Genomic DNA, 17,575 nt, shown 5'->3' with positions numbered 1-17,575 from the left:
TCTGCTCGTGCTCGGCCCCGGACTCATCGCCGGCGCCATCCTCGGGACCGTACACGCGGCGTACGTACGACCGGCCCCGCCGGCGTGGTGGCTCCCGGTCACAACCATCGGGTGGGCACTCGTGGCCTTCATTCCCGGAGCCCGTGGAGACCCATCAGTGATCGTGCCGGGCACCATCGTGGTGCTGGCTGTAGCGATGCTGCGCGACATCACCACCCAACGCGCCATGCGGCCGGCAAACGCCACCAGTGCCGCGGGCGTCAACCGGCGCTTCGAACTGCCGACGCTCCGCATCGTGCTGCCGCTCTTTGCCGCGTATCTGGCGCTCTCCGCCGTGTGGCCGGTGACCGTCGACCAGCTCGAATGGCGCGGGACGCTGGCCCTCATGCCACCCGGTGTGACACCGACCAATGGCGTGGTGTTTCGGGCCCTCGAACAGGTGGTGGCCTTCACACTGGTGGGCTACATGGGCGCCGAATACCGCGGCCGTGACACCGGAACGCCGCGATCGGCGCTCCTCCCGATTATCGGGTGGAGTATGATCGCCTCGGCGCTTTTGCAGGGCATGCGGGGATTTCAGGCCGAGGCCGCCGCGAGCCTGTCCCTCTGGATCCTCACCCAGATCGCGGCAGCCTTCGGGTACGTGCTGTACCTGCTGCAACGCGAGCATGTGCAGGCACTGGTGAAGCGTCGCACGTTGCGGCACAACTTCCGGCGTGCCCACGGCGACGCTAGCTGAGTTCCGCGTCGGCCTCGATTTCCACCAGATACTCGTCGCCGATGAGCGACGCCTGCACCATGGTGTTCGCGGGCAGGATGTGGCCGAACCGCTCACCGTGAGCACGGGCCACCGCCTCCCAGTCGCGATCCACCTGGCTCACGAACACCCGGGTGCGCACCACATCCTCGAGACGTCCACCGAGCGACTGCAACGCGCCCGCGATCTTGTCGATGCAGAAGTGGGTCTGCGCCGCCGCATCGTCGCCGCCGATGGCTCGGCTACCGTGCGTGGCCGTCGTTCCCGACACGTGGATCCGGTTGCCCTTCCGTACGGCGCGGCTGTAGCCGGCCATCGGCTCCCACACCGTGCCGCTCAGCGCCAGCGTGCGATCGTCATGACCGGGACGTGTGATGAACGGCGCCGGGAAACTCGAGAGATGATGCGACAGATCGCCGCTCGCCGTGAGAAACGGCGGCGTGCGGTACTCGTCGCCGCAGTCGCCGGGAATGGGATCGAGCGCCGCCTGCGCCGCCGCGAGCAGCGCGCGGTCCTCGTCATCGAGCGCAAAGGTAAAGAGGCGGGTCGTATCGGCCACGTGCTGCGATTGGCCGAGTCGCGCCCCCACGATCACCCCTGCCACCCCGGGCTGATCGAGCACCCACCGGCTCGCCACGAGCGCGATGGATACGCCGTGCTTCGCGGCCACCGTGTGTGCCGCGCGCAGCACCCCCTGGAACTTCTCCCAGCCCCCCGCCGTGCGGATGAACCGGCCGTACTTCATCTGCGACCACGTCTCCAGCGCATCCCAGTTCGGCTCCGGCGCGCCGAGCCAACGCTCGCTCAGGAAGCCGCCCAGGACTGTGCCGTAACACAGAATGCCCACCCCATGCTGTGACGCATACGGCGCCAGCTTACGCGTGAAGCGCGTGTCGATGAGGCTGCCACTCACCTGATTGCTCGCGAGGCGGATCCCGGACGCGATCGCTACCCGCAGGTGCGCCGTGTCGAAATTGGTGAGCCCGATCGCGCCGATGCGCCCCGCGTCGCGTTCGGCTTCGAGCAGCCACAGCGCATCGAGCCAGCGCGGGTCGGCGAACGTCCACGCATGGAACTGCAGCAGGTCGATGCGATCGGTGCGCAGGCGCGCACAGGCGCGATCGATGGCGGCCCGCACGTCGGCGGCGCTGACTGGGCCCGGTTCGGGCACCCACTTGGTGAGACACTGCACCTGCGACGCGTCGTACCCGCCCGCGGTGCGGAACGTGCCGGCAACGATCTCCGCCGAGCCGTAGTGGTCGGCCATGTCGAAGGTCGTCAGGCCGGCATCGACATACGGCTGCATCGCGCGCGCCGCGACGGCCGGATCGAGCTCCCGGCCGTCCCGTTCCATGTCGGCGATCTGCCAGAGTCCCGTGAGCGCGCGGGCAATGGTCAGTCCGGGGGCGAGCGAAATGCGTTCGATCATGAGCCGAATGAAGGGAAGAAGTGGTGCGACGCTGCGGCTATTCGGCCGGCAGCACGGAAGTTATCGCGCGCAGGTCGCTGCCACGCGCCGCCAGAGCGCGCGTCTCCCGCAGGTAGATCACGGTACCGATGGCCATGACGACCAGCCAGACGAGGGTCGAGCGGGCATACCACCCCGGCACCGTGGCCGTGAGATCGCGCCACGAGTGCACCACGAGGAGCGCCCCGAGCCCCACGAGCGCCGCCACCGCCACGGCCACCTGGGCCCACCGCGCCCGCAGCACCCGCACATCACGCGCGAGCGCGGGGTTATGGGCCGGCAGTCGCAGCACAGCGCACGCCATGATGACGAAGTTCACCAGCATCGCTGTGACCAGAATGTCGACGCCGAGGAAGAAGTCGCCGGCGAAGTGGCCGCCGAGAATGCCAAGCGTGGAGAGCGTCGCCGACGTGAACAGGGCGGTGCGCGGCGTGCCGTGTGTGGCGTCGACCGACGCCATGGCGCGAGGAAACACCCCGTCTTCCGCCCACGCGAAACAGAGGCGGGATACACCCAGCAGCATGCCGGGCAGGTCCTTGATCAGCGCGAGTGCGGCACCGGACATCATGAGCACACCCACGGCCGGCGAAACCAACGGCGTGAGCAACCCGGGCGCCGTAACGTCGCCGGAGGCGCTGGCCGCCGCGACGTACTGCCACGGCACGGCCCGATACACGGCCCCGGTGAACGCAAAGTAGAAGAGCCCCACCGTACCGATCGCGAGCCCGATCGCGAGCGGCAGTGTGCGCGACGGGTCCTTCGCTTCACCACCGGCCTGCGCAATCACGTCGAAGCCGATGAAGCTGGAGAAGAGCACCGCGGCCGCCGGCGGCACGACGCGCCAGAAATCCCCGGACACCCCGGCCAGCATGGCCTGCTCGCCACGCGCGCTGATCAGGGCGCGATACTCGTCGGCGCTGTGCGAGAAGCCGGTAATCACGACCAGACCGCTGCAGAGGAACACCAGCACCACCAGCGGCACGAGGGTGCGCGTCACCGCCTTCACACCGCGAAGATTCACAAGCACGAACGTCCACAGAAAGCCAAGGGCCAGCCCCAGACGCACCCCGCGGTGATCGAGCGTGACGGCAAGTTCCTGCCACTGCGCCGCACGCGCCGTGTCCCGGAGGAAGGGCGGGATGACGTAGCTCACCACCCCGATGGCGATGCACAGCCCGAACCACTGGGAGAACGAGGCGAGGAATCCCGTATAGGGACCGATCGCCCGGCTGGCGTACACGTACGAGCCCCCGGCGCGCGGCATCGCGCTGCCGAGCATGGCGTAGCAGAGGGCGGCAAGGATCGCGGGAATGGCCGCCAGCAGATAGGCCGGCAGGACGTACTCACCGATCCCGGGCACCGATCGCTGCAGCGCGAACGGCACGATGTTGATGCCGGCGCCCACCATGGAGCCGATGCCGGCAGCGGCCAGGCCGACGAGTCCGAGTTCCCGCCGCAAACGCGGGGTCTTGGGGGCCTCTTGTTCGGATCGGGTCATGAGAGGTGAATCGCGACGACCATGAAGGTGCGGACACAGAATGTGAAACGGCGGGACTTCCAGATTCCGCGGCGGAGCAGGAAACTACCTCCCGCGTACCTTGCGCGCGTTCTCCCGACGTCTCCTCCGTGCCGCCACTCTCCGATCTCACGGGTTCACCGGTCGCCCGCATCCTCGTCGCCGACGACGACCCCACCACGCTGACCTTGCTCCAGCAAGTATTGGCCAGCGATGGATACCAGGTCGACATGGCCGGTTCGGGTGAAGAGGCGCTGCTCCGGTTTCAGGCCTCGATACCCGACCTGGTGCTGCTTGATGTCGTCATGCCGGGCATCAACGGGTTCGTGACCTGCGAGCGCCTGCGTCTCCTCGATCCGCACCACGATGTCCCCGTCGTCATGCTCACCGGCGCCGATGACGTCGAGACCGTCGACCGTGCCTTCGCCGCCGGCGCCACGGACTTCCTGAGCAAACCCTTTCAGTGGCGCCTCCTGCTGCAACGGGTTCGGTACGCCATGCGTGCGGGGCGCCTCAATCGCGAACTCCGTCTCAACCGGTCACGAGAGGCCACGGCACGACGCATCGCCAAGCTGAACTTTTTTCACTGGGATCTCGCCAGTGATACGCTCTCGTGGTCCGACGACACGATGCCGCTGACGGGCGTGGTCGCGGCCTCGCCGGTACACGTCCAGACGCTCGTGGACCTGGTGATCGTGGCGGAGCGCCAACAGGCGCACCACACCATCCGTCTCGCCCGCGAGCGTGGCGAAGCGCTCGACCTCGAACTGCCGGTGATGGTCGAGGGGCGGGAGTTCCTGCTGCGCCTTGTAGGACAAGCGGGGCGCATCGGCGCCGACCGGCAGGTCATCTCCGGCGTGCTGCAGGACCTCACCGACCAGCGGCGCACCGAGCAGCTCGCGGCCAGCATCCGGCGAGCGGATGACACCGTGGGCCGCCCCCCGGACGGGATGGGATGATCGGCCGTGCGCCGCCGATGAGCGCCCTCGTCGGCGATCACAGGTCGCCCTGATCGCCGGGCATGCCGCCCTGCCAGAACTGGCGCGCGCCCCGAACCGCCCACAGCTTCGGGGCATGCCTTTCAAATTCCTGCTCCTCGCCCTGCCACTGGTGGCGTTTCAGCCGCCCCCCGATCGGTACGCCGATCTGCGCACGCTGTTCGACCGCTGGCGCACCTTCGAGGAAGCGCCGCGCGTAGACGGCGCCCCCGACTACACCCCCGCCACCAACGCGCGACGCCTCGGCGAGTTGCGCGCGCTACAGCAGCAGCTCACCACCATCGACACGACGGGGTGGAGCATCTCGCAGCAGGTGGACTGGCATCTCGTGCGTGCCGAGATGAACGGCATGCTGTATCACCTCACGGTGCTGCAGCCGTTCTCGCGTGATCCGGCCTACTACGCGTCGGTACGCACCGAAGAGAGCGATACGCCGGCGGAAGAGGGACCGACGATTCACGGCGCCATCCGGCTCTGGCAGTACGGCATCTGGCCCCGCACCGCACTCGATACCGTGCGCGCGCTGACCCCCGAGGAGCGGGCGCGACTCACCACGGCACTGCGGTCGATTCCCCCCCTCCTGACGCAGGCCCGGCTCAACCTCGCTGACGCGAACGCGAAGGATCTCTGGATCGGTGGCATCCGGGCCTTCGAGGAACAACACGAGGCCCTCGGCACGCTATCGACGCGGGTGAAGCAGCTGCATCCGAAGGACGCGGCGCTCGCGAAGGCGATCACCGATGCCGAGCAGGCCACCGTGCGGTTCGCAGAGTGGCTGCGGGCCGAATCGCCGAAGCGCACCGGACCCTCGGGTATCGGCAAGGCGCAGTACACCTGGTATCTGCGCAACGTGCTGCTCATGCCGCTCACGTGGGACGAGGAAGTCACGATCACGCGTCGTGAACTCGCCCGCGCCCACGCGTCCCTGCGCTTCGAAGAGGCCCGCAATGCCGCGCTGCCGCCGATGCGGGTGGCCGCCAACGCCGCCGAGTTTGCGGCGCTGCAGGACACGATGCTGCCCAAGTACCTCGGGTTCTGGCGCGACAAGCAGCTGATCACGATGAAGCCGTGGATGGAGCGTGCGCTGCGCGAGCGCTTCATGGGCTTCTCACCGGAACCCTCGCGCAACTTCTTCGCGCAGGCCACGCACCGGGATCCGCGCACGCTCTGGGCGCATCTCTGGCACTGGTGGGACAACATGCGCATTCGCGTGGAACCGCATGCCAACCCCATCCGTCGGGAGCCGCTGCGCTACAACGTGTGGATGAGCCGCGCCGAGGGGATGGCGACGGTGATGGAAGAGTGGACCATGCACGCCGGCTTGTACGACGACAGCCCGCGCTCACGCGAGATCATCTGGGCGATGCTCGCCGCCCGTGCCGCCCGCGGGCTGGGCAATCTCTACGCGCACAGCAACGAGCTCGACATGGCGGGTGCCGGCAACCTGCATGTGGACTGGACGCCGCGCGGCTGGATGCGACGGGATCCGCTGCTCGGGTTCGAGCAGCATCTGTATCTCCGGCAGCCGGGGTACGGGGCCACCTACGTGACCGGCGGACGCCTCATGGAAGAAGCGATGGCCGAGCGGGCACGTCAGCTGGGCAGCGCCTTCACCATGAAGCGGTTCCTCGACGAGGTGAACGCGGCGGGCATGATTCCGGTGTCGATGATCTACTGGGAGCTCACCGGTGATGACCGCATGGTGCGCGAACTCAAGGACGGTCAGGGGCCGCTGCCGTTCCGCTGAGGCGTGGCCGACGATCCGGTGTCATTCCATAGTTCGGATAGCGAAATCAGCGGTCCACGCCCGAATTCCGGGGCACGGGACTGCAGCACGAACGTACACCATCCGATATTTGAGTGAGTTGGTCCCCGATCGGATTCATCACCCACAGATCCGCTATCCATGTTCGATAACCTCTGCGAAGATGCGCACGAAGCGCACTCGCTGAAGCTCATCAACCGCGTCGTGATGGTCATCGGCGTGGTGTTCATCACCATCGGCGGCGTAGCCATCGGCACGCGCCTTGGCGCCACGCATCCGCCGGCCTCGGCGGCGTACGGGTCGGAGAAGGCCGGTCCCGACGCGGCCGTATTCGGCGACTGATTCACGACGGATTTACGCTGGACGTCGGATTCGTGACGGGCGCGACGCTACGGTGTCGCGCCCGTCGTGTATCTTGGGGGTCCCATGAGTGACTCCCAGCTGCCGCGTCGCGACTTTCTGGCGGCGCTCGTTTCGGCCGGTACCTCCGGCGTGCTCTCCCGCAGCGCGCTCTGGCCGGCCATTGGCCCCCAGCCCATCGGCGCGCCAGCCATCATCACCAGTGAACGGCTCCGCCCCCAGTGGCCGAGTGGCGTGCAGACCGGCGATCCGTGGCCCACGCGCGCGATCCTCTGGGGACGGACCGACCGCGAGGCGCGCCTGCAGGTGGAGTGGGACACCACCGATCGCTTCCGCAATGCGCGGCGTCTCTCGGGCCCGGTGGCCACCAGCGACGGGGCCTTCACCACACATCTCGACCTCACCGGCCTCCCGGCAGGCGAGACGATTTTCTATCGCGCCCGGTACGAGAGTGTGTCGAGCCCCGGGACGTTCAGCGAGCCTGTTGTCGGCCAGTTCCGCACGCCTTCGCTGGCCGGCGCGACGCCCACGCGTCCGGTGCGCATCGCCTGGTCGGGCGACATGGTGGGACAGGGATGGGGCATCGATACGTCGCGCGGCGGCATCCGCATGTACGATGCACTGCGCCGCGCGGAGCCCGATGTATTCGTGCATTCTGGCGACAACATCTATGCCGATGGTCCGTTACTGCCCGAGGTGAAGCTCGACGACGGCACAGTGTGGCGGAACGTCATGACCGACGCCAAGAGCAAGGTGTGCGAAACCCTCGACGACTACCGCGGCGCGTTCGCCTACAACCTGCTCGACGAGCATGCCCGTCAGTTCGGCGCGAGTGTACCCATCATCGCGCAGTGGGACGATCACGAGGTGGTGAACAACTGGTTCCACGATCTCGTCCTCGAGAACGACCCGCGCTACACCGAGAAGCGGGTGCGGGTGCTCGCCGAGCGGGCGCAGCAGGCGCTCTTCGAGTTTCTCCCCATCCGGCGCCACGACACCGAGAAGAATCGGATCTACCGTTCGTTCAGCCTGGGAGCGCTGGCGGACATCTTCGTGGTGGACCTGCGCAGCTACCGTGGGGCGAACTCCCCCAACCGACAGCCGGAACCCTCGGCGGCTTCGGCCATTCTCGGTGACGCGCAGCTCGCGTGGCTGGAGCAGTCGCTGCGGGCGAGCACGGCCACGTGGAAGATCATTGCGTGCGACATGCCGATTGGTCTGGTGGTGAACGACCCCATTCGCGATGGGGTGCGCAACTACGAAGCCGTGGCCAACGCCGACGGTGGCGCGCCACTGGGGCGCGAACACGACATCGCGCGTCTGCTGCGCACGCTCCAGGACGCGCAGGTGCGCAACGTGGTCTGGATCACCGCCGACGTGCACTACTGCGCGGCCCATCACTATGCCCCGGAGCGCGCGGCGTTCACGCGGTTCGACGCCTTCTGGGAATTCGTGGCCGGCCCCATGCACGCCGGCACCTTCGGCCCGAACGACCTCGATGGCACCTTCGGGCCGGAAGTCCGATTCGCGAGTGCTGCCCCGTCACCCAACCGCCCGCCCAGCGACAACCTGCAGTTCTACGGCACGCTGGACATCGACCCGCAGACGCGTGCCCTCACGGCAGCACTGTGGGACGTGACGGGCAAACGGCTCTGGTCGACGGAACTCGAGCCGCGACCGTAAAAGCTTTGCTGCGCGGAGAATGGGAGAAAGGGAGGAACTGATATTGGGAGAAAAGGAGCCGGGGAGAAAAGGGGAGTGACGGTTCAGCCGGAGATTTTTCAGCTTTTTTTGCCATCGCCTTTTCTCCCTTTCCCCTTTCTCCCAATTTCAGTTCCCCCCTTCTCCACTTCTCCCGGCGGCGACGTTAATTGGGTAGGCCCATGTCCTCTGATCACGACCACCAACTTCCGGCGCTGACGGCCGCCGAGCGCGAACGCTATCGGCGCCATCTCATCCTGCCCGGGGTGGGCATGGAGGGACAGCAGCGCCTCAAAGCGGCGCGTGTACTCGTCGTTGGTGCCGGTGGCCTCGGATCACCCGTGGCGTTGTACCTCGCCGCCGCCGGAGTGGGGACACTGGGACTCATCGACAATGACGTCGTGGACGTGACCAACCTGCAGCGCCAACTGCTGCACGGCACGTCGGACATCGGACGCAGCAAACTCGACTCGGCGCGCGATCGCCTGCACGACGTGAACCCGCACGTGGTCGTGAAGACCCATGCCGGCTGGCTCACGTCCGCGAATGCGCTCGACATCATGCGGGAGTACGACGTGGTGGTCGACGGCACCGACAACTTCGCCACGCGCTACCTCGTGAACGATGCGTGCGTGCTGCTGGGCATCCCGAACGTGTACGGGTCAGTGTTCCGTTTCGACGGGCAGGCGTCGGTGTTCGCCACCCCCGACGGGCCATGCTATCGCTGCCTCTATCCCGAGCCACCTCCGCCGGACATGGTGCCCAACTGCGCGGAAGGCGGCGTGTTCGGCGTACTGCCAGGACTGGTGGGCACCATTCAGGCCACCGAAACACTCAAGCTGCTGCTGGGGCTTGGTGACACCCTGGCCGGCAAGCTGCTCATGATCGACGCGTACGGCATGGCGTTCCGCACGCTGCGCATCGATCGCAATCCCGCCTGTCCCGCCTGCGGCACGCGCGAAATCACCCAGCTCATCGACTACGACCAGTTCTGCGGTACGCCGGGGCTGCACAGCAATGCCGAGACGCGGGTGCGCGAAGTAGAACCGGCGAATCTGCGCGACCGCCTCGCGCGCGGTGAACCGCTGCAACTCATCGATGTGCGCGAGCCCGCGGAAACGACGGAGGGCATCATCGACGGTGCGCGCTGCATTCCGCTGGCCACCCTCGAGCATGAAGCGGCGACGCTCTCACCCGACGTCCCCACCGTGCTCGTGTGCCGGAGCGGTATGCGCAGCGCGAGCGCCGCCCGTCAGCTCATGGCGCGCGGCTTCACCCGCGTGGAATCGCTGGCCGGTGGCATGATGCGCTGGTTCGACGGCTGACGGTCACTCCACGCTGACCCCGAACACCGCGGCCAATTCCGCATGGCGCCGCGCGTGTTCCGCCACTGGCACGCCGCTCGCGATGGCTGCCCACGCCTGATGCAGGCTCGCCGCGCCACCACGCGGCCCCATCGGATGCGCGAACACGCCGCGGCCGGGCACGAAACCGAAGTCCACCGTGCCCACCTGCCGGAACACACCCTCGAGGGTGGCCGCATTGTCGCTGCCGCCCGGCACGGGTAAACTGGGCTTGATGTTGCCCATCGGTTCGAGGCAGGCGTGCACGCACTCGCGCACTTCGCTCGCCGGCGTCATCATGCGATCGCCGAACCCCGGCATGATCACCACATCGGCGCCAGCGAGTCGCTGCAGCCGCGTGAAGACGCGCGAGTGCACTCCATGCGTGGGTACGCGACTGAACGCCGCGATGAACGGGAAGTGTGTCACGATCGGCACCGTGGCCACCCGACGTAGCGCCCGCACCCCGCTCACGCCCACAGGCATCGCATTCACCATCACCATCGTGGCACCGGCATTCACCGCCACATCGTGCAGCGCCGCCAGACGATCCACTTCATCGGTGATGTTGGCAAGAAAACCCTTGGGCACGCCGGTTTCCTGCTCAGCGCGGCGCCGTGCCGCCCCCAACAGCGCGGCCCGCTCGGCGAGCGGCGAATACGGCGCATCCGCCAGCATCTCGTCGTCCTTCGCGATATCGAGACCACCCATCCACCCTTCATAGCCAAGCTCTGAGAAGGGCTCAGGCGCGAGGCCGATGTTCGGCTTGATCACGCCAAAGAAGATGGGGCGGTCGTACACCTGGAGACGCGTACGCACACCGGCGATGCCGAACTGCGGGCCGTCGAAATGCGCGAGGAACGCCTCCGGAAAGCGCATGTCCTCGAGCCGGATGATGGGAATACCCGGTGCGAAGAAGATTCCCTCACCCATCACCGCGGTGATGAGGTTGGGGAGCCGCGGGCCGAAGTTGTTCCACGGATGCGCAATGACCGCACGACAGCGATGCACGGGGCCCGGCGGCACCACGCCGAGCGGCAGGGAGAAGGCGGCTACGGGTTCCGCCTCCAACTCCAGCACCTTGGCCGCGAATTTGGGACGGAAGTCCTCCTTCACACCGACGCGATGCCACTGCGCCGTGGACTGTTCACTCGCCAGATGTGCCGCCGCCGCGCGCGGATCACCGGCACACTCGAACGTAAACGTGAGCTCGAGGTAGGCCTCGGGATCGATCGCCGCCCGCGTGGTGAAGAAACCTTCGATGTCGTTGGGGTGCATCGTCACTCCACCGCGATAAGGTGCAGCTTCACGTCGCGATGCGGACGCGGCCCGTCGAGCTCCACGAAGAAAAGCGACTGCCAGCCGCCGAGATCGAGCGTCATGTCGGCAACGGGAATGGACTCGCTGGCGTTCATGAAGAGGCCCAGCAGATGCGCGTGCGCATTGAGTCGATCATCCACCGGCGCGCGATTGTGCCCGTAGTCGGCATCGGCCGGCGCGAGCGCCTCGAGCCAGCGGATCATATCACGCTGCAACTCGGCTTCGCGTTCGTTGATCGTGATCCGCGCCGTGGTGTGCGGCGACATCACCGTGAGCAGCCCCTGCGTCACGCCGGTCGTGCGCAGCCACGCGCGCACCGGCTCCGTGATGTCGAGAATCTCGATAGGCTGCGTGGTCTCCACCGACAACCGGTGGGTGAAAATGCGCGTAGACATACCGCCATCCTCACCCACCCAGCGGTGTGACGCAAGGGGCGTGACGGGCGATGAGTGTGTTGAGCAACAGCGTCCCTGGATCGGGAACGCGCTGCCGGATTTCTGGACACGGGCCGCGACGGCAGGTTATGACAAGGCCGGCCACTTCGCATTTCCACGGACCAACCCACGCTCCTGCCATGCCCCGCCCTCGTCTCGTGTTGCGCGCGCTTCTGGCTGTCTTGTCCATCCTGATCTGGTCGCCGGTCACCATGGTCGCCGGTGCGCAGGGTTCCGACGCCGCACTGCGCACGGAGGTACAGCGTCTGCTCGACGCGCTGCCGGCGCAGACGAGTCTCTACGCCGAGCATGTGCCGAGTGGCCGAACGATCGCGATCCGCGCCGATCAGCCCATGAGCACCATGAGCGTGATCAAGGTCCCCATCATGCTGCAGGCGTACCGCGATGCGCAGGCGGGGACACTGTCGCTCGACGAGCGCCACACGATTCGCGAGGAAGAGCTGCGCGGGGGCACCGGGCTGCTCAAGCGGTTCGGCGTGGGGCTCGCGCCCACCATGCGCGATCTCATCGATCAGATGATCATCACCAGCGACAACACGGCCACCGATCTGGTGCTCGCTCGTGTGCAACGGGCGCGGGTCAACACGCTGATGCAGGAGATCGGCCTACCCAACACTCGCATGCTGCACAGCATCGGTGACTTCTTCCGCCTGCTGCAGGCCGCGTACGACCCATCACGGGCTACGTGGGATGACGTGCAGGTGTATCGGGCACGCACGCCGGCCGGCGTGTCGGCCGATTTGCTCGCGGCCATCCGTTTTCGCTTCACCGCCGACACCAGCATGTGGCTGGGGCGCACCACAGCGCGCGAAATGAGCGTCCTGCTGCGTGGCCTTCTCGACGCGAAGTTCGCCAATCGCGAACACAGCGACGCCATGCTGCGCCATCTACGTGGCCAGTTCTACACGACGCGGTTACCCGCCACGCTACGCTATGCCGCGGGGGTGACCGTGGCGCACAAGACCGGGGACTTCCCGCCCATCAGCGGCAGCGATGTGGGCATCATCGAGTACGAGGGTGGCCCCATCGTGATCAGTGTGTTCACCAATGGCAACACCGGCGACTTCGCGGTGCTGGAGAACACCATCGGGCAGATCGCGGCGAAACTCGTGAACGCCTGGAAGTAAACGGCGCGGGGCCTCCGTTGCCCTATCGCCGTTGCAGCACCAGCAGCGCGTTGCCAACGGCGCGCTCGCCCGTGGGATCAGACGGGCTGTTCACGAGGCGTCCGTCGATGACGAGCGACGTGCTACCGCCGCCGTCGAAGTTGAGTGCATCCCACGCGCCGAGGGCGCGCATGGCATCAGCGAGCTCCACGAGGGTCATGCCCACGCTCGAGTCGCTGCGACCATCCACCGCCAGCAGCCACATCGTTCGCCCGTCGCGTGAGAGGCCCACAGCGCTCCGCGGATGCCGGGCCTCGGCGTTACGCGAGATGGTGCCTTCGCGCGAGGGCGCTTCGGTGGCGACGTTGACGCCCCCCTCGAGAATGCGCGGCCACCCGCCGATCAACTGGGCCGGTGGACGCGCATCTCGCAGAGCGGGCTGCGTGCCGAGCCACACACGCACCGTGTCACCTTCGCGCCATTGCTGCAGGGAGGGCACCCGGTCACCGGACGCCGACAACACGGCCCCATCGGCGGGAATAGGGGTACCGGCGCTGGTTACCGGCGCCGTGGTCGCCACGTACACGATGGTGTCCCCGCGCGAGCCAACGGCGCGCAGCGGTATCTCAGCCACCCGCCGCGGCGGCACGCTGTCACGCACTGCCGAATCACGCGGCGTGCGGCCCCCCATGCGTGGGGTGTAGAGAACCGTTCCTTCGAAGGTGCCACTCGGGGCGTGATTCACGCCGAGTACGGGAATGACGCCACCCCGCCCCCACGCGCGTGCGTCCAACACGTAGCGGGCGATACTGGCCCGGCCGTCGTGGGCGACGGCGAGCTGGCTGTGCACGTTGTCGTAGCTGTCGAACGGAGAGTCGCTGACCATGCGGCCCACCCACCATTCGCCATCGGTGACCTGATTGTTCTCCGTGCGCCCCGTGCGCAGATCGAAGAAGTCGGCGTTGATGGCCACGCGAACCGGGAGCGCGTCGGAGTTGAGGCGCGCCGCCAGCGACGACGGACGCTCGCGCCCCGTGAGCGAATCACGGCCATGCACGGCGCGGAGCTGCACGGCCTGCTGCGTGAGATCCACCTTCACCACGGCAATGCGCCAGGGCCCGCGAGCATCGCGATACTGCCACCACTCCACACCGGGCCCGAGCGCCTGCGCCGTAGCTTGTACAGCGGCCTGCGGGTCGCTCCGGTGCGCACCGGAGGCGCATCCCGCGAGCAGCAACGTCGCGATGCCCCGCGCGACGGAATGACGAACCCATGAGATAGAACGCATGCAGCCTACTCCGGACGTGGTGAATCCGGAGAGGATGCGGTATCGTTGGCGGAACGTCCAGCCCACGGTCATGTCCGGTTATCCCGATCTCTTCGATTCGCACGGCATTGAAGCCATGCAGCGCCGTATCAGCGCGCTCACGCCCGACACACAGCCCCTCTGGGGGAAGATGTCCGTGAGCGAGATGCTCGCCCACGTGAACGTGGCGTACGAGATGGTCTACACGGACAAGCATCCGCGCCCCAATCCCATCATGCGCTGGGTGCTGAAGAAGATCGTGAAGCAGCGGGTCGTGGGGCCGGCGCCCTACCCGCGCAACACGCCCACGGCGCCGGCGTTCCGCATTACCGACACGCGCGATTTCGAGACGGAACGCGAGCGCCTGCTAGCGTATCTGCAGCGGGTGGCCGCCGAGGGACGGGCGAAATTCGAGGGGCGCGCGTCGCTCTCCTTCGGCCCGCTCACGGCGACCGAATGGAACGGCCTGTTCTCGAAGCACCTCGACCACCACCTGCAGCAGTTCGGCGTGTAACTCCAAACCGCGGTGTGGCTGTATGGCTGGGGCCTTCAGGCCCGTCAGCTGGCGATGTACAGCGTGTGAAACGGCCCCGACGTGGCGTGGGCGCGCACCTTCATCGCCTTCACCTCGAGTCCCGCGTTCTCGAGCGCGCGCACGAAACCGGGATCGTCGCCCACCGACCAATAGGCAATCGTCCCCTCCGGCTTGAGGGCCGCCATCGTGGCCGCGATACCGCGCGTGGCATACAGCCGGGAGTTCTCTTTCATGATCATCCCCTCCGGACCGTTGTCCGTATCGAGCATGATCGCGTGGAACCCGCCCACGTTGTTGCGGAGCACTTTCGACACATCCTCGTGCACGATGCGCACGCGTGGATCGGCCATGGCCTCCGCCGAGAGCGCGTACTCCGGGTTCGCGTTCCACTGAATCACCTCGGCCACGAGCTCGGCCACCACCACCTCGGCGTCGGGGCCGAGATGACGTAGCGCCTCGCGCAACGTGAAGCCGAGCCCCAGGCCGCCGATCAGCACCCGCGCCTTGGGCTTGGTGACCAGCGGTGCGCACGCGACCTCGGCCAGCTTGTCCTCGGAGAGATGACGACGCGTGGACATGAGTTCCACGCCGTCGGCGCGAATGAGATACGCGCCGTCGTGCCGGTAGAGCTGCAGCACGGTGCCATCGGGCGTCTTCGCTTCGCCCAGCCGTTCAAGGGGTTTCATGCGAGAAAGCTAGTCGGCTCCGAGACGGTCGCGCAGGCCGATGGTGTGATGGCGCGTGTGCGCCGTGACCAAGCGCAGCGTCTGATACGGCGTGAGTGATCCGAAGTACGCGTGCATCACGCGCGTGGCGGTCGGCAGCTGAAAGGTGGCGATCGCCTTGCCGGCCTCCCGCTCGAGACGCTCGACCAACTCGGTCTGCGTGAGTGTGTGCGCCAGCGTGAGATCGGGGCGCACCTCCGTGGGAACCGGTGCTTCGCGCGGGAACCGCTTCAACCACAGCATGACGGGCAAGATCACGGTGCGCGACACCCACGCCGCGAGCGGCGGCGCGAGCAGGCGCATGCCTGGGCCGCCCGATGCGGCCTCGTACCCATAGCAGTACGCGTCGGCCACATGCAGCGTGAGTGCAGCCGCCGACCATCGCCCGGGCGCAGGCATGCGCTGCCATCGGTCCGCCGGGAAATCACGCGCCACGCGCAGGTACTCGCTGAGTACGTGCGCGTGCTCGGCGAGGGCGCTCGACCACCGATCAGTCATGTGTGGTCAGCGCTTCGCACGAATGCGGGTCATTTGTGGCTCGAGGGTGGGAACAGCCGAGCTGTTCTCCCGTCACTCCGAATCGTAGATCTGCACCCGGCTCCAGTACTGCTTATTCTCGGCCACGAACGCCTGGTGGGTGGGGTGCACCTGATACCCGTCGTGCTCGGCCATGTCCTTGAACAGCAGCACGAGCGCCCACGTGTACGTGCGATCGATGACCGGACGGTCGGTCGAGGCGGGCGTGCCGATGTAGCACCCCTGTGCCGGAATCGCCGCGAGGCCCTGGAGATTCGACGCGAAGCGCGCGCGCTCGTCGTCGGTGAGATCGGGGCGCAGCCAGAAGTAAACGGCGTGGACGAGCATGACGATGTGGCTGAAGGAATCGAGAGGGAAACCGGAAAGTCACCGTTGCCGGCGGCCTCCGCAACCGTGATCGCCTACGACGCGCTCACCGCCCGCTCACCCCCCGATCACCACCCGCGCACGACATCGCGCACGGCGTCCACGAAGGCGCGCGCCTCGGCGCCCGGCACGGCCCCACGTCGCCATACCGCCACGATGTCCCGCTGCAGTGCATGATCCACCAGCGGCACGTAGGCGCACGCCGGCGTGTTGTGCCGCGTGGCCGCCATCGCCGGCACGATGCTCACGCCCACGTCGGCCCCCACAAGCTCCAGCACCGTCGCCAACTGCGCGCTGCGGCACACCACCGACGGGGAGAGCTGCCGCGTCGAGCAGAACCCCGCGACCTGTTCACCGAGGCAGTGGGCCGGGTCGAGCGTTACGGCCGGCGCGTCGTGCAACTGCTGCAACGTGATGCGGCCAGCGCGCGCCGCCGGGTGCGAGATCGGCACGGCCACCACCAGCGCGTCGGTCCCCAACACCTCTGTGCCGAGATGGTCGAAGGCGTACGGCAGCGCGGCGATCACCACATCGAGGGCGCCGTCCAGCAGCAGGCGCGCGAGCACGGCACTGTAGTCCTCGCGCAGCTCGACCCGTGTGGTGGCGTGGTGGGCATGAAACCGGCGCAGGGCGCCAGGGAGCACGTATGGCGCGACCGTGGGAATGGCGCCCACCTGCAGCACCCCGCCGCCGGCCGCCCCTTCGCGCCGTACCGCCTCCTCGGTGGCCCGGAGTTCGTCGAGCAACCGCCGGGCACGCGGGTAGAGGGTGCGACCGGCGGCCGTCATGCTCACGCCGCGCCCGTGCCGCTCGAAGAGGACCGAGCCCAGCTGCTCCTCGAGCCGGCGGATCTGCCCCGAGAGCGATGGCTGTGACAGCCCCAGATGGCCGGCCGCACGGCTCAGACTCCCGGCGTCGGCCGTCTCCACGAAGGCCCGAAGCAGTGTCATGTCCATAGAGATATAGTATTTACCTATGGGATTTATAGGAATACCGCCATTGCTGCCTATACCTGGAATCCCTATCCTTCCAACAGACATATCCGCGTGCGCCGCCGTGATTGCAGCGCGCGTCCCTCTGCCAGACCAACTCCGTTCGGAGAGAGAGATCGATGGAAGGACATTCCGGTGGAAACGGGGGCAAGTGCCCCGTGATGCACGGCGCGGCCGCCGCGCCGAAGACGATGGCCGGCCCGCACGGTCGCACCAACCGCGACTGGTGGCCCAATGCCCTCAACGTGGGCATCCTGCGTCAGCATTCGTCGCTCTCCAATCCGCTTCCGGGCTACAAGTACAGCGAAGCGCTCAAGCAGCTCGA

Annotated in this window: 18 protein-coding genes; 9 read left to right on the top strand and 9 right to left on the bottom strand. The window is 67.3% G+C overall.

Annotated features, from left to right (window positions below; genetic code table 11):
* A partial coding sequence (locus tag ACIQ6O_RS04095; protein ID WP_396206509.1) for a hypothetical protein occupies positions 1 to 739 on the top strand: 739 nt, incomplete at its 5' end.
* Here the strand turns inward: ACIQ6O_RS04095 and ACIQ6O_RS04090 are convergent.
* Complete coding sequence (locus tag ACIQ6O_RS04090; protein ID WP_396206508.1) at positions 732 to 2,186, bottom strand: aldo/keto reductase; 1,455 nt, start codon at positions 2,184 to 2,186, stop codon at positions 732 to 734. The two genes, ACIQ6O_RS04095 and ACIQ6O_RS04090, sit on opposite strands and share 8 nt — an antisense overlap.
* Before the next feature lie 37 nt (positions 2,187 to 2,223).
* The gene (locus tag ACIQ6O_RS04085) at positions 2,224 to 3,723 is read right to left on the bottom strand and encodes an APC family permease (protein WP_396206507.1); all 1,500 of its coding nucleotides are present in this window, start codon (positions 3,721 to 3,723) and stop codon (positions 2,224 to 2,226) included.
* Between the two features lie 128 nt (positions 3,724 to 3,851).
* On the opposite strand from ACIQ6O_RS04085, the gene ACIQ6O_RS04080 reads away from it, so the two are divergent.
* From ACIQ6O_RS04080 to moeB, 5 genes are all read left to right on the top strand, one after another.
* Entirely contained in the window at positions 3,852 to 4,700 is an 849-nt protein-coding gene (locus tag ACIQ6O_RS04080) for a response regulator (RefSeq protein ID WP_396206506.1), read from the top strand.
* Between the two features lie 115 nt (positions 4,701 to 4,815).
* Positions 4,816 to 6,486, top strand: a complete 1,671-nt coding sequence (locus ACIQ6O_RS04075; protein WP_396206505.1) for a DUF885 family protein — start codon at positions 4,816 to 4,818, stop codon at positions 6,484 to 6,486.
* 159 nt (positions 6,487 to 6,645) lie between these two features.
* Complete coding sequence (locus ACIQ6O_RS04070; RefSeq protein WP_396206504.1) at positions 6,646 to 6,846, top strand: hypothetical protein; 201 nt, start codon at positions 6,646 to 6,648, stop codon at positions 6,844 to 6,846.
* An 84-nt stretch (positions 6,847 to 6,930) separates the two neighbouring features.
* A complete protein-coding gene (locus ACIQ6O_RS04065; protein WP_396206503.1) occupies positions 6,931 to 8,547 on the top strand; it encodes an alkaline phosphatase D family protein in 1,617 nt (538 codons plus the stop codon).
* A gap of 200 nt (positions 8,548 to 8,747) precedes the next feature.
* Complete coding sequence (gene moeB / locus ACIQ6O_RS04060) at positions 8,748 to 9,890, top strand: molybdopterin-synthase adenylyltransferase MoeB (RefSeq protein WP_396206502.1); 1,143 nt, start codon at positions 8,748 to 8,750, stop codon at positions 9,888 to 9,890.
* A 3-nt stretch (positions 9,891 to 9,893) separates the two neighbouring features.
* On the opposite strand, the gene ACIQ6O_RS04055 is transcribed toward moeB, so the two are convergent.
* Positions 9,894 to 11,186 carry a RuBisCO large subunit C-terminal-like domain-containing protein gene (locus tag ACIQ6O_RS04055; RefSeq protein ID WP_396206501.1) on the bottom strand — a complete coding sequence of 431 codons (1,293 nt, stop codon included), beginning with the start codon at positions 11,184 to 11,186 and terminating at the stop codon, positions 9,894 to 9,896.
* A 2-nt stretch (positions 11,187 to 11,188) separates the two neighbouring features.
* Positions 11,189 to 11,623 (bottom strand): secondary thiamine-phosphate synthase enzyme YjbQ, encoded by a 435-nt coding sequence (locus ACIQ6O_RS04050; RefSeq protein ID WP_396206499.1) that lies wholly within the window; start codon positions 11,621 to 11,623, stop codon positions 11,189 to 11,191.
* A gap of 179 nt (positions 11,624 to 11,802) precedes the next feature.
* On the opposite strand from ACIQ6O_RS04050, the gene ACIQ6O_RS04045 reads away from it, so the two are divergent.
* The gene (locus ACIQ6O_RS04045; RefSeq protein WP_396206498.1) at positions 11,803 to 12,810 is read left to right on the top strand and encodes a serine hydrolase; all 1,008 of its coding nucleotides are present in this window, start codon (positions 11,803 to 11,805) and stop codon (positions 12,808 to 12,810) included.
* Between the two features lie 22 nt (positions 12,811 to 12,832).
* On the opposite strand, the gene ACIQ6O_RS04040 is transcribed toward ACIQ6O_RS04045, so the two are convergent.
* Positions 12,833 to 14,077, bottom strand: coding sequence for a phosphodiester glycosidase family protein (locus tag ACIQ6O_RS04040; RefSeq protein ID WP_396206497.1), 1,245 nt, complete (start codon positions 14,075 to 14,077; stop codon positions 12,833 to 12,835).
* On the opposite strand from ACIQ6O_RS04040, the gene ACIQ6O_RS04035 reads away from it, so the two are divergent.
* Entirely contained in the window at positions 14,076 to 14,609 is a 534-nt protein-coding gene (locus ACIQ6O_RS04035; RefSeq protein ID WP_396206496.1) for a DUF1569 domain-containing protein, read from the top strand. The two genes, ACIQ6O_RS04040 and ACIQ6O_RS04035, sit on opposite strands and share 2 nt — an antisense overlap.
* Positions 14,610 to 14,653: 44 nt before the next feature.
* Here ACIQ6O_RS04035 and ACIQ6O_RS04030 read toward each other — a convergent pair whose 3' ends face one another.
* The 4 genes from ACIQ6O_RS04030 to ACIQ6O_RS04015 form a co-directional block, all read right to left on the bottom strand.
* Positions 14,654 to 15,316, bottom strand: coding sequence for a spermidine synthase (locus ACIQ6O_RS04030; protein WP_396206494.1), 663 nt, complete (start codon positions 15,314 to 15,316; stop codon positions 14,654 to 14,656).
* Between the two features lie 9 nt (positions 15,317 to 15,325).
* On the bottom strand, positions 15,326 to 15,853 hold the full coding sequence (locus ACIQ6O_RS04025) for a DinB family protein (protein ID WP_396206493.1): 528 nt from the start codon (positions 15,851 to 15,853) through the stop codon (positions 15,326 to 15,328).
* Positions 15,854 to 15,925: 72 nt separating this feature from the next.
* Complete coding sequence (locus ACIQ6O_RS04020) at positions 15,926 to 16,219, bottom strand: Dabb family protein (RefSeq protein ID WP_396206492.1); 294 nt, start codon at positions 16,217 to 16,219, stop codon at positions 15,926 to 15,928.
* A gap of 107 nt (positions 16,220 to 16,326) precedes the next feature.
* Positions 16,327 to 17,208 carry a LysR family transcriptional regulator gene (locus tag ACIQ6O_RS04015; protein ID WP_396206491.1) on the bottom strand — a complete coding sequence of 294 codons (882 nt, stop codon included), beginning with the start codon at positions 17,206 to 17,208 and terminating at the stop codon, positions 16,327 to 16,329.
* Between the two features lie 161 nt (positions 17,209 to 17,369).
* Here ACIQ6O_RS04015 and ACIQ6O_RS04010 point away from each other — a divergent pair.
* Positions 17,370 to 17,575, top strand: a 206-nt coding sequence (locus ACIQ6O_RS04010; RefSeq protein ID WP_396206490.1) for a hypothetical protein, incomplete at its 3' end; no start/stop codon positions are given.

Origin of the sequence: Gemmatimonas sp., assembly GCF_044345575.1 — a bacterium.
In the GTDB taxonomy this organism is placed as follows: domain Bacteria; phylum Gemmatimonadota; class Gemmatimonadetes; order Gemmatimonadales; family Gemmatimonadaceae; genus Gemmatimonas.
This window is presented reverse-complemented; position numbering and strand designations above follow the sequence as displayed.

Excerpts from the sequence above, each read along its gene's own strand:
- ACIQ6O_RS04090 (WP_396206508.1), bottom strand. The coding sequence starts at position 2,186 with ATGATCGAACGCATTTCGCTCGCCCCCGGACTGACCATTGCCCGCGCG.
- ACIQ6O_RS04085 (WP_396206507.1), bottom strand. The coding sequence starts at position 3,723 with ATGACCCGATCCGAACAAGAGGCCCCCAAGACCCCGCGTTTGCGGCGG.
- ACIQ6O_RS04075 (WP_396206505.1), top strand. The coding sequence starts at position 4,816 with ATGCCTTTCAAATTCCTGCTCCTCGCCCTGCCACTGGTGGCGTTTCAG.
- ACIQ6O_RS04070 (WP_396206504.1), top strand. The coding sequence starts at position 6,646 with ATGTTCGATAACCTCTGCGAAGATGCGCACGAAGCGCACTCGCTGAAG.
- ACIQ6O_RS04065 (WP_396206503.1), top strand. The coding sequence starts at position 6,931 with ATGAGTGACTCCCAGCTGCCGCGTCGCGACTTTCTGGCGGCGCTCGTT.
- moeB (WP_396206502.1), top strand. The coding sequence starts at position 8,748 with ATGTCCTCTGATCACGACCACCAACTTCCGGCGCTGACGGCCGCCGAG.
- ACIQ6O_RS04055 (WP_396206501.1), bottom strand. The coding sequence starts at position 11,186 with ATGCACCCCAACGACATCGAAGGTTTCTTCACCACGCGGGCGGCGATC.
- ACIQ6O_RS04050 (WP_396206499.1), bottom strand. The coding sequence starts at position 11,623 with ATGTCTACGCGCATTTTCACCCACCGGTTGTCGGTGGAGACCACGCAG.
- ACIQ6O_RS04045 (WP_396206498.1), top strand. The coding sequence starts at position 11,803 with ATGCCCCGCCCTCGTCTCGTGTTGCGCGCGCTTCTGGCTGTCTTGTCC.
- ACIQ6O_RS04035 (WP_396206496.1), top strand. The coding sequence starts at position 14,076 with ATGCAGCCTACTCCGGACGTGGTGAATCCGGAGAGGATGCGGTATCGT.
- ACIQ6O_RS04040 (WP_396206497.1), bottom strand. The coding sequence starts at position 14,077 with ATGCGTTCTATCTCATGGGTTCGTCATTCCGTCGCGCGGGGCATCGCG.
- ACIQ6O_RS04030 (WP_396206494.1), bottom strand. The coding sequence starts at position 15,316 with ATGAAACCCCTTGAACGGCTGGGCGAAGCGAAGACGCCCGATGGCACC.
- ACIQ6O_RS04025 (WP_396206493.1), bottom strand. The coding sequence starts at position 15,853 with ATGACTGATCGGTGGTCGAGCGCCCTCGCCGAGCACGCGCACGTACTC.
- ACIQ6O_RS04020 (WP_396206492.1), bottom strand. The coding sequence starts at position 16,219 with ATGCTCGTCCACGCCGTTTACTTCTGGCTGCGCCCCGATCTCACCGAC.
- ACIQ6O_RS04015 (WP_396206491.1), bottom strand. The coding sequence starts at position 17,208 with ATGACACTGCTTCGGGCCTTCGTGGAGACGGCCGACGCCGGGAGTCTG.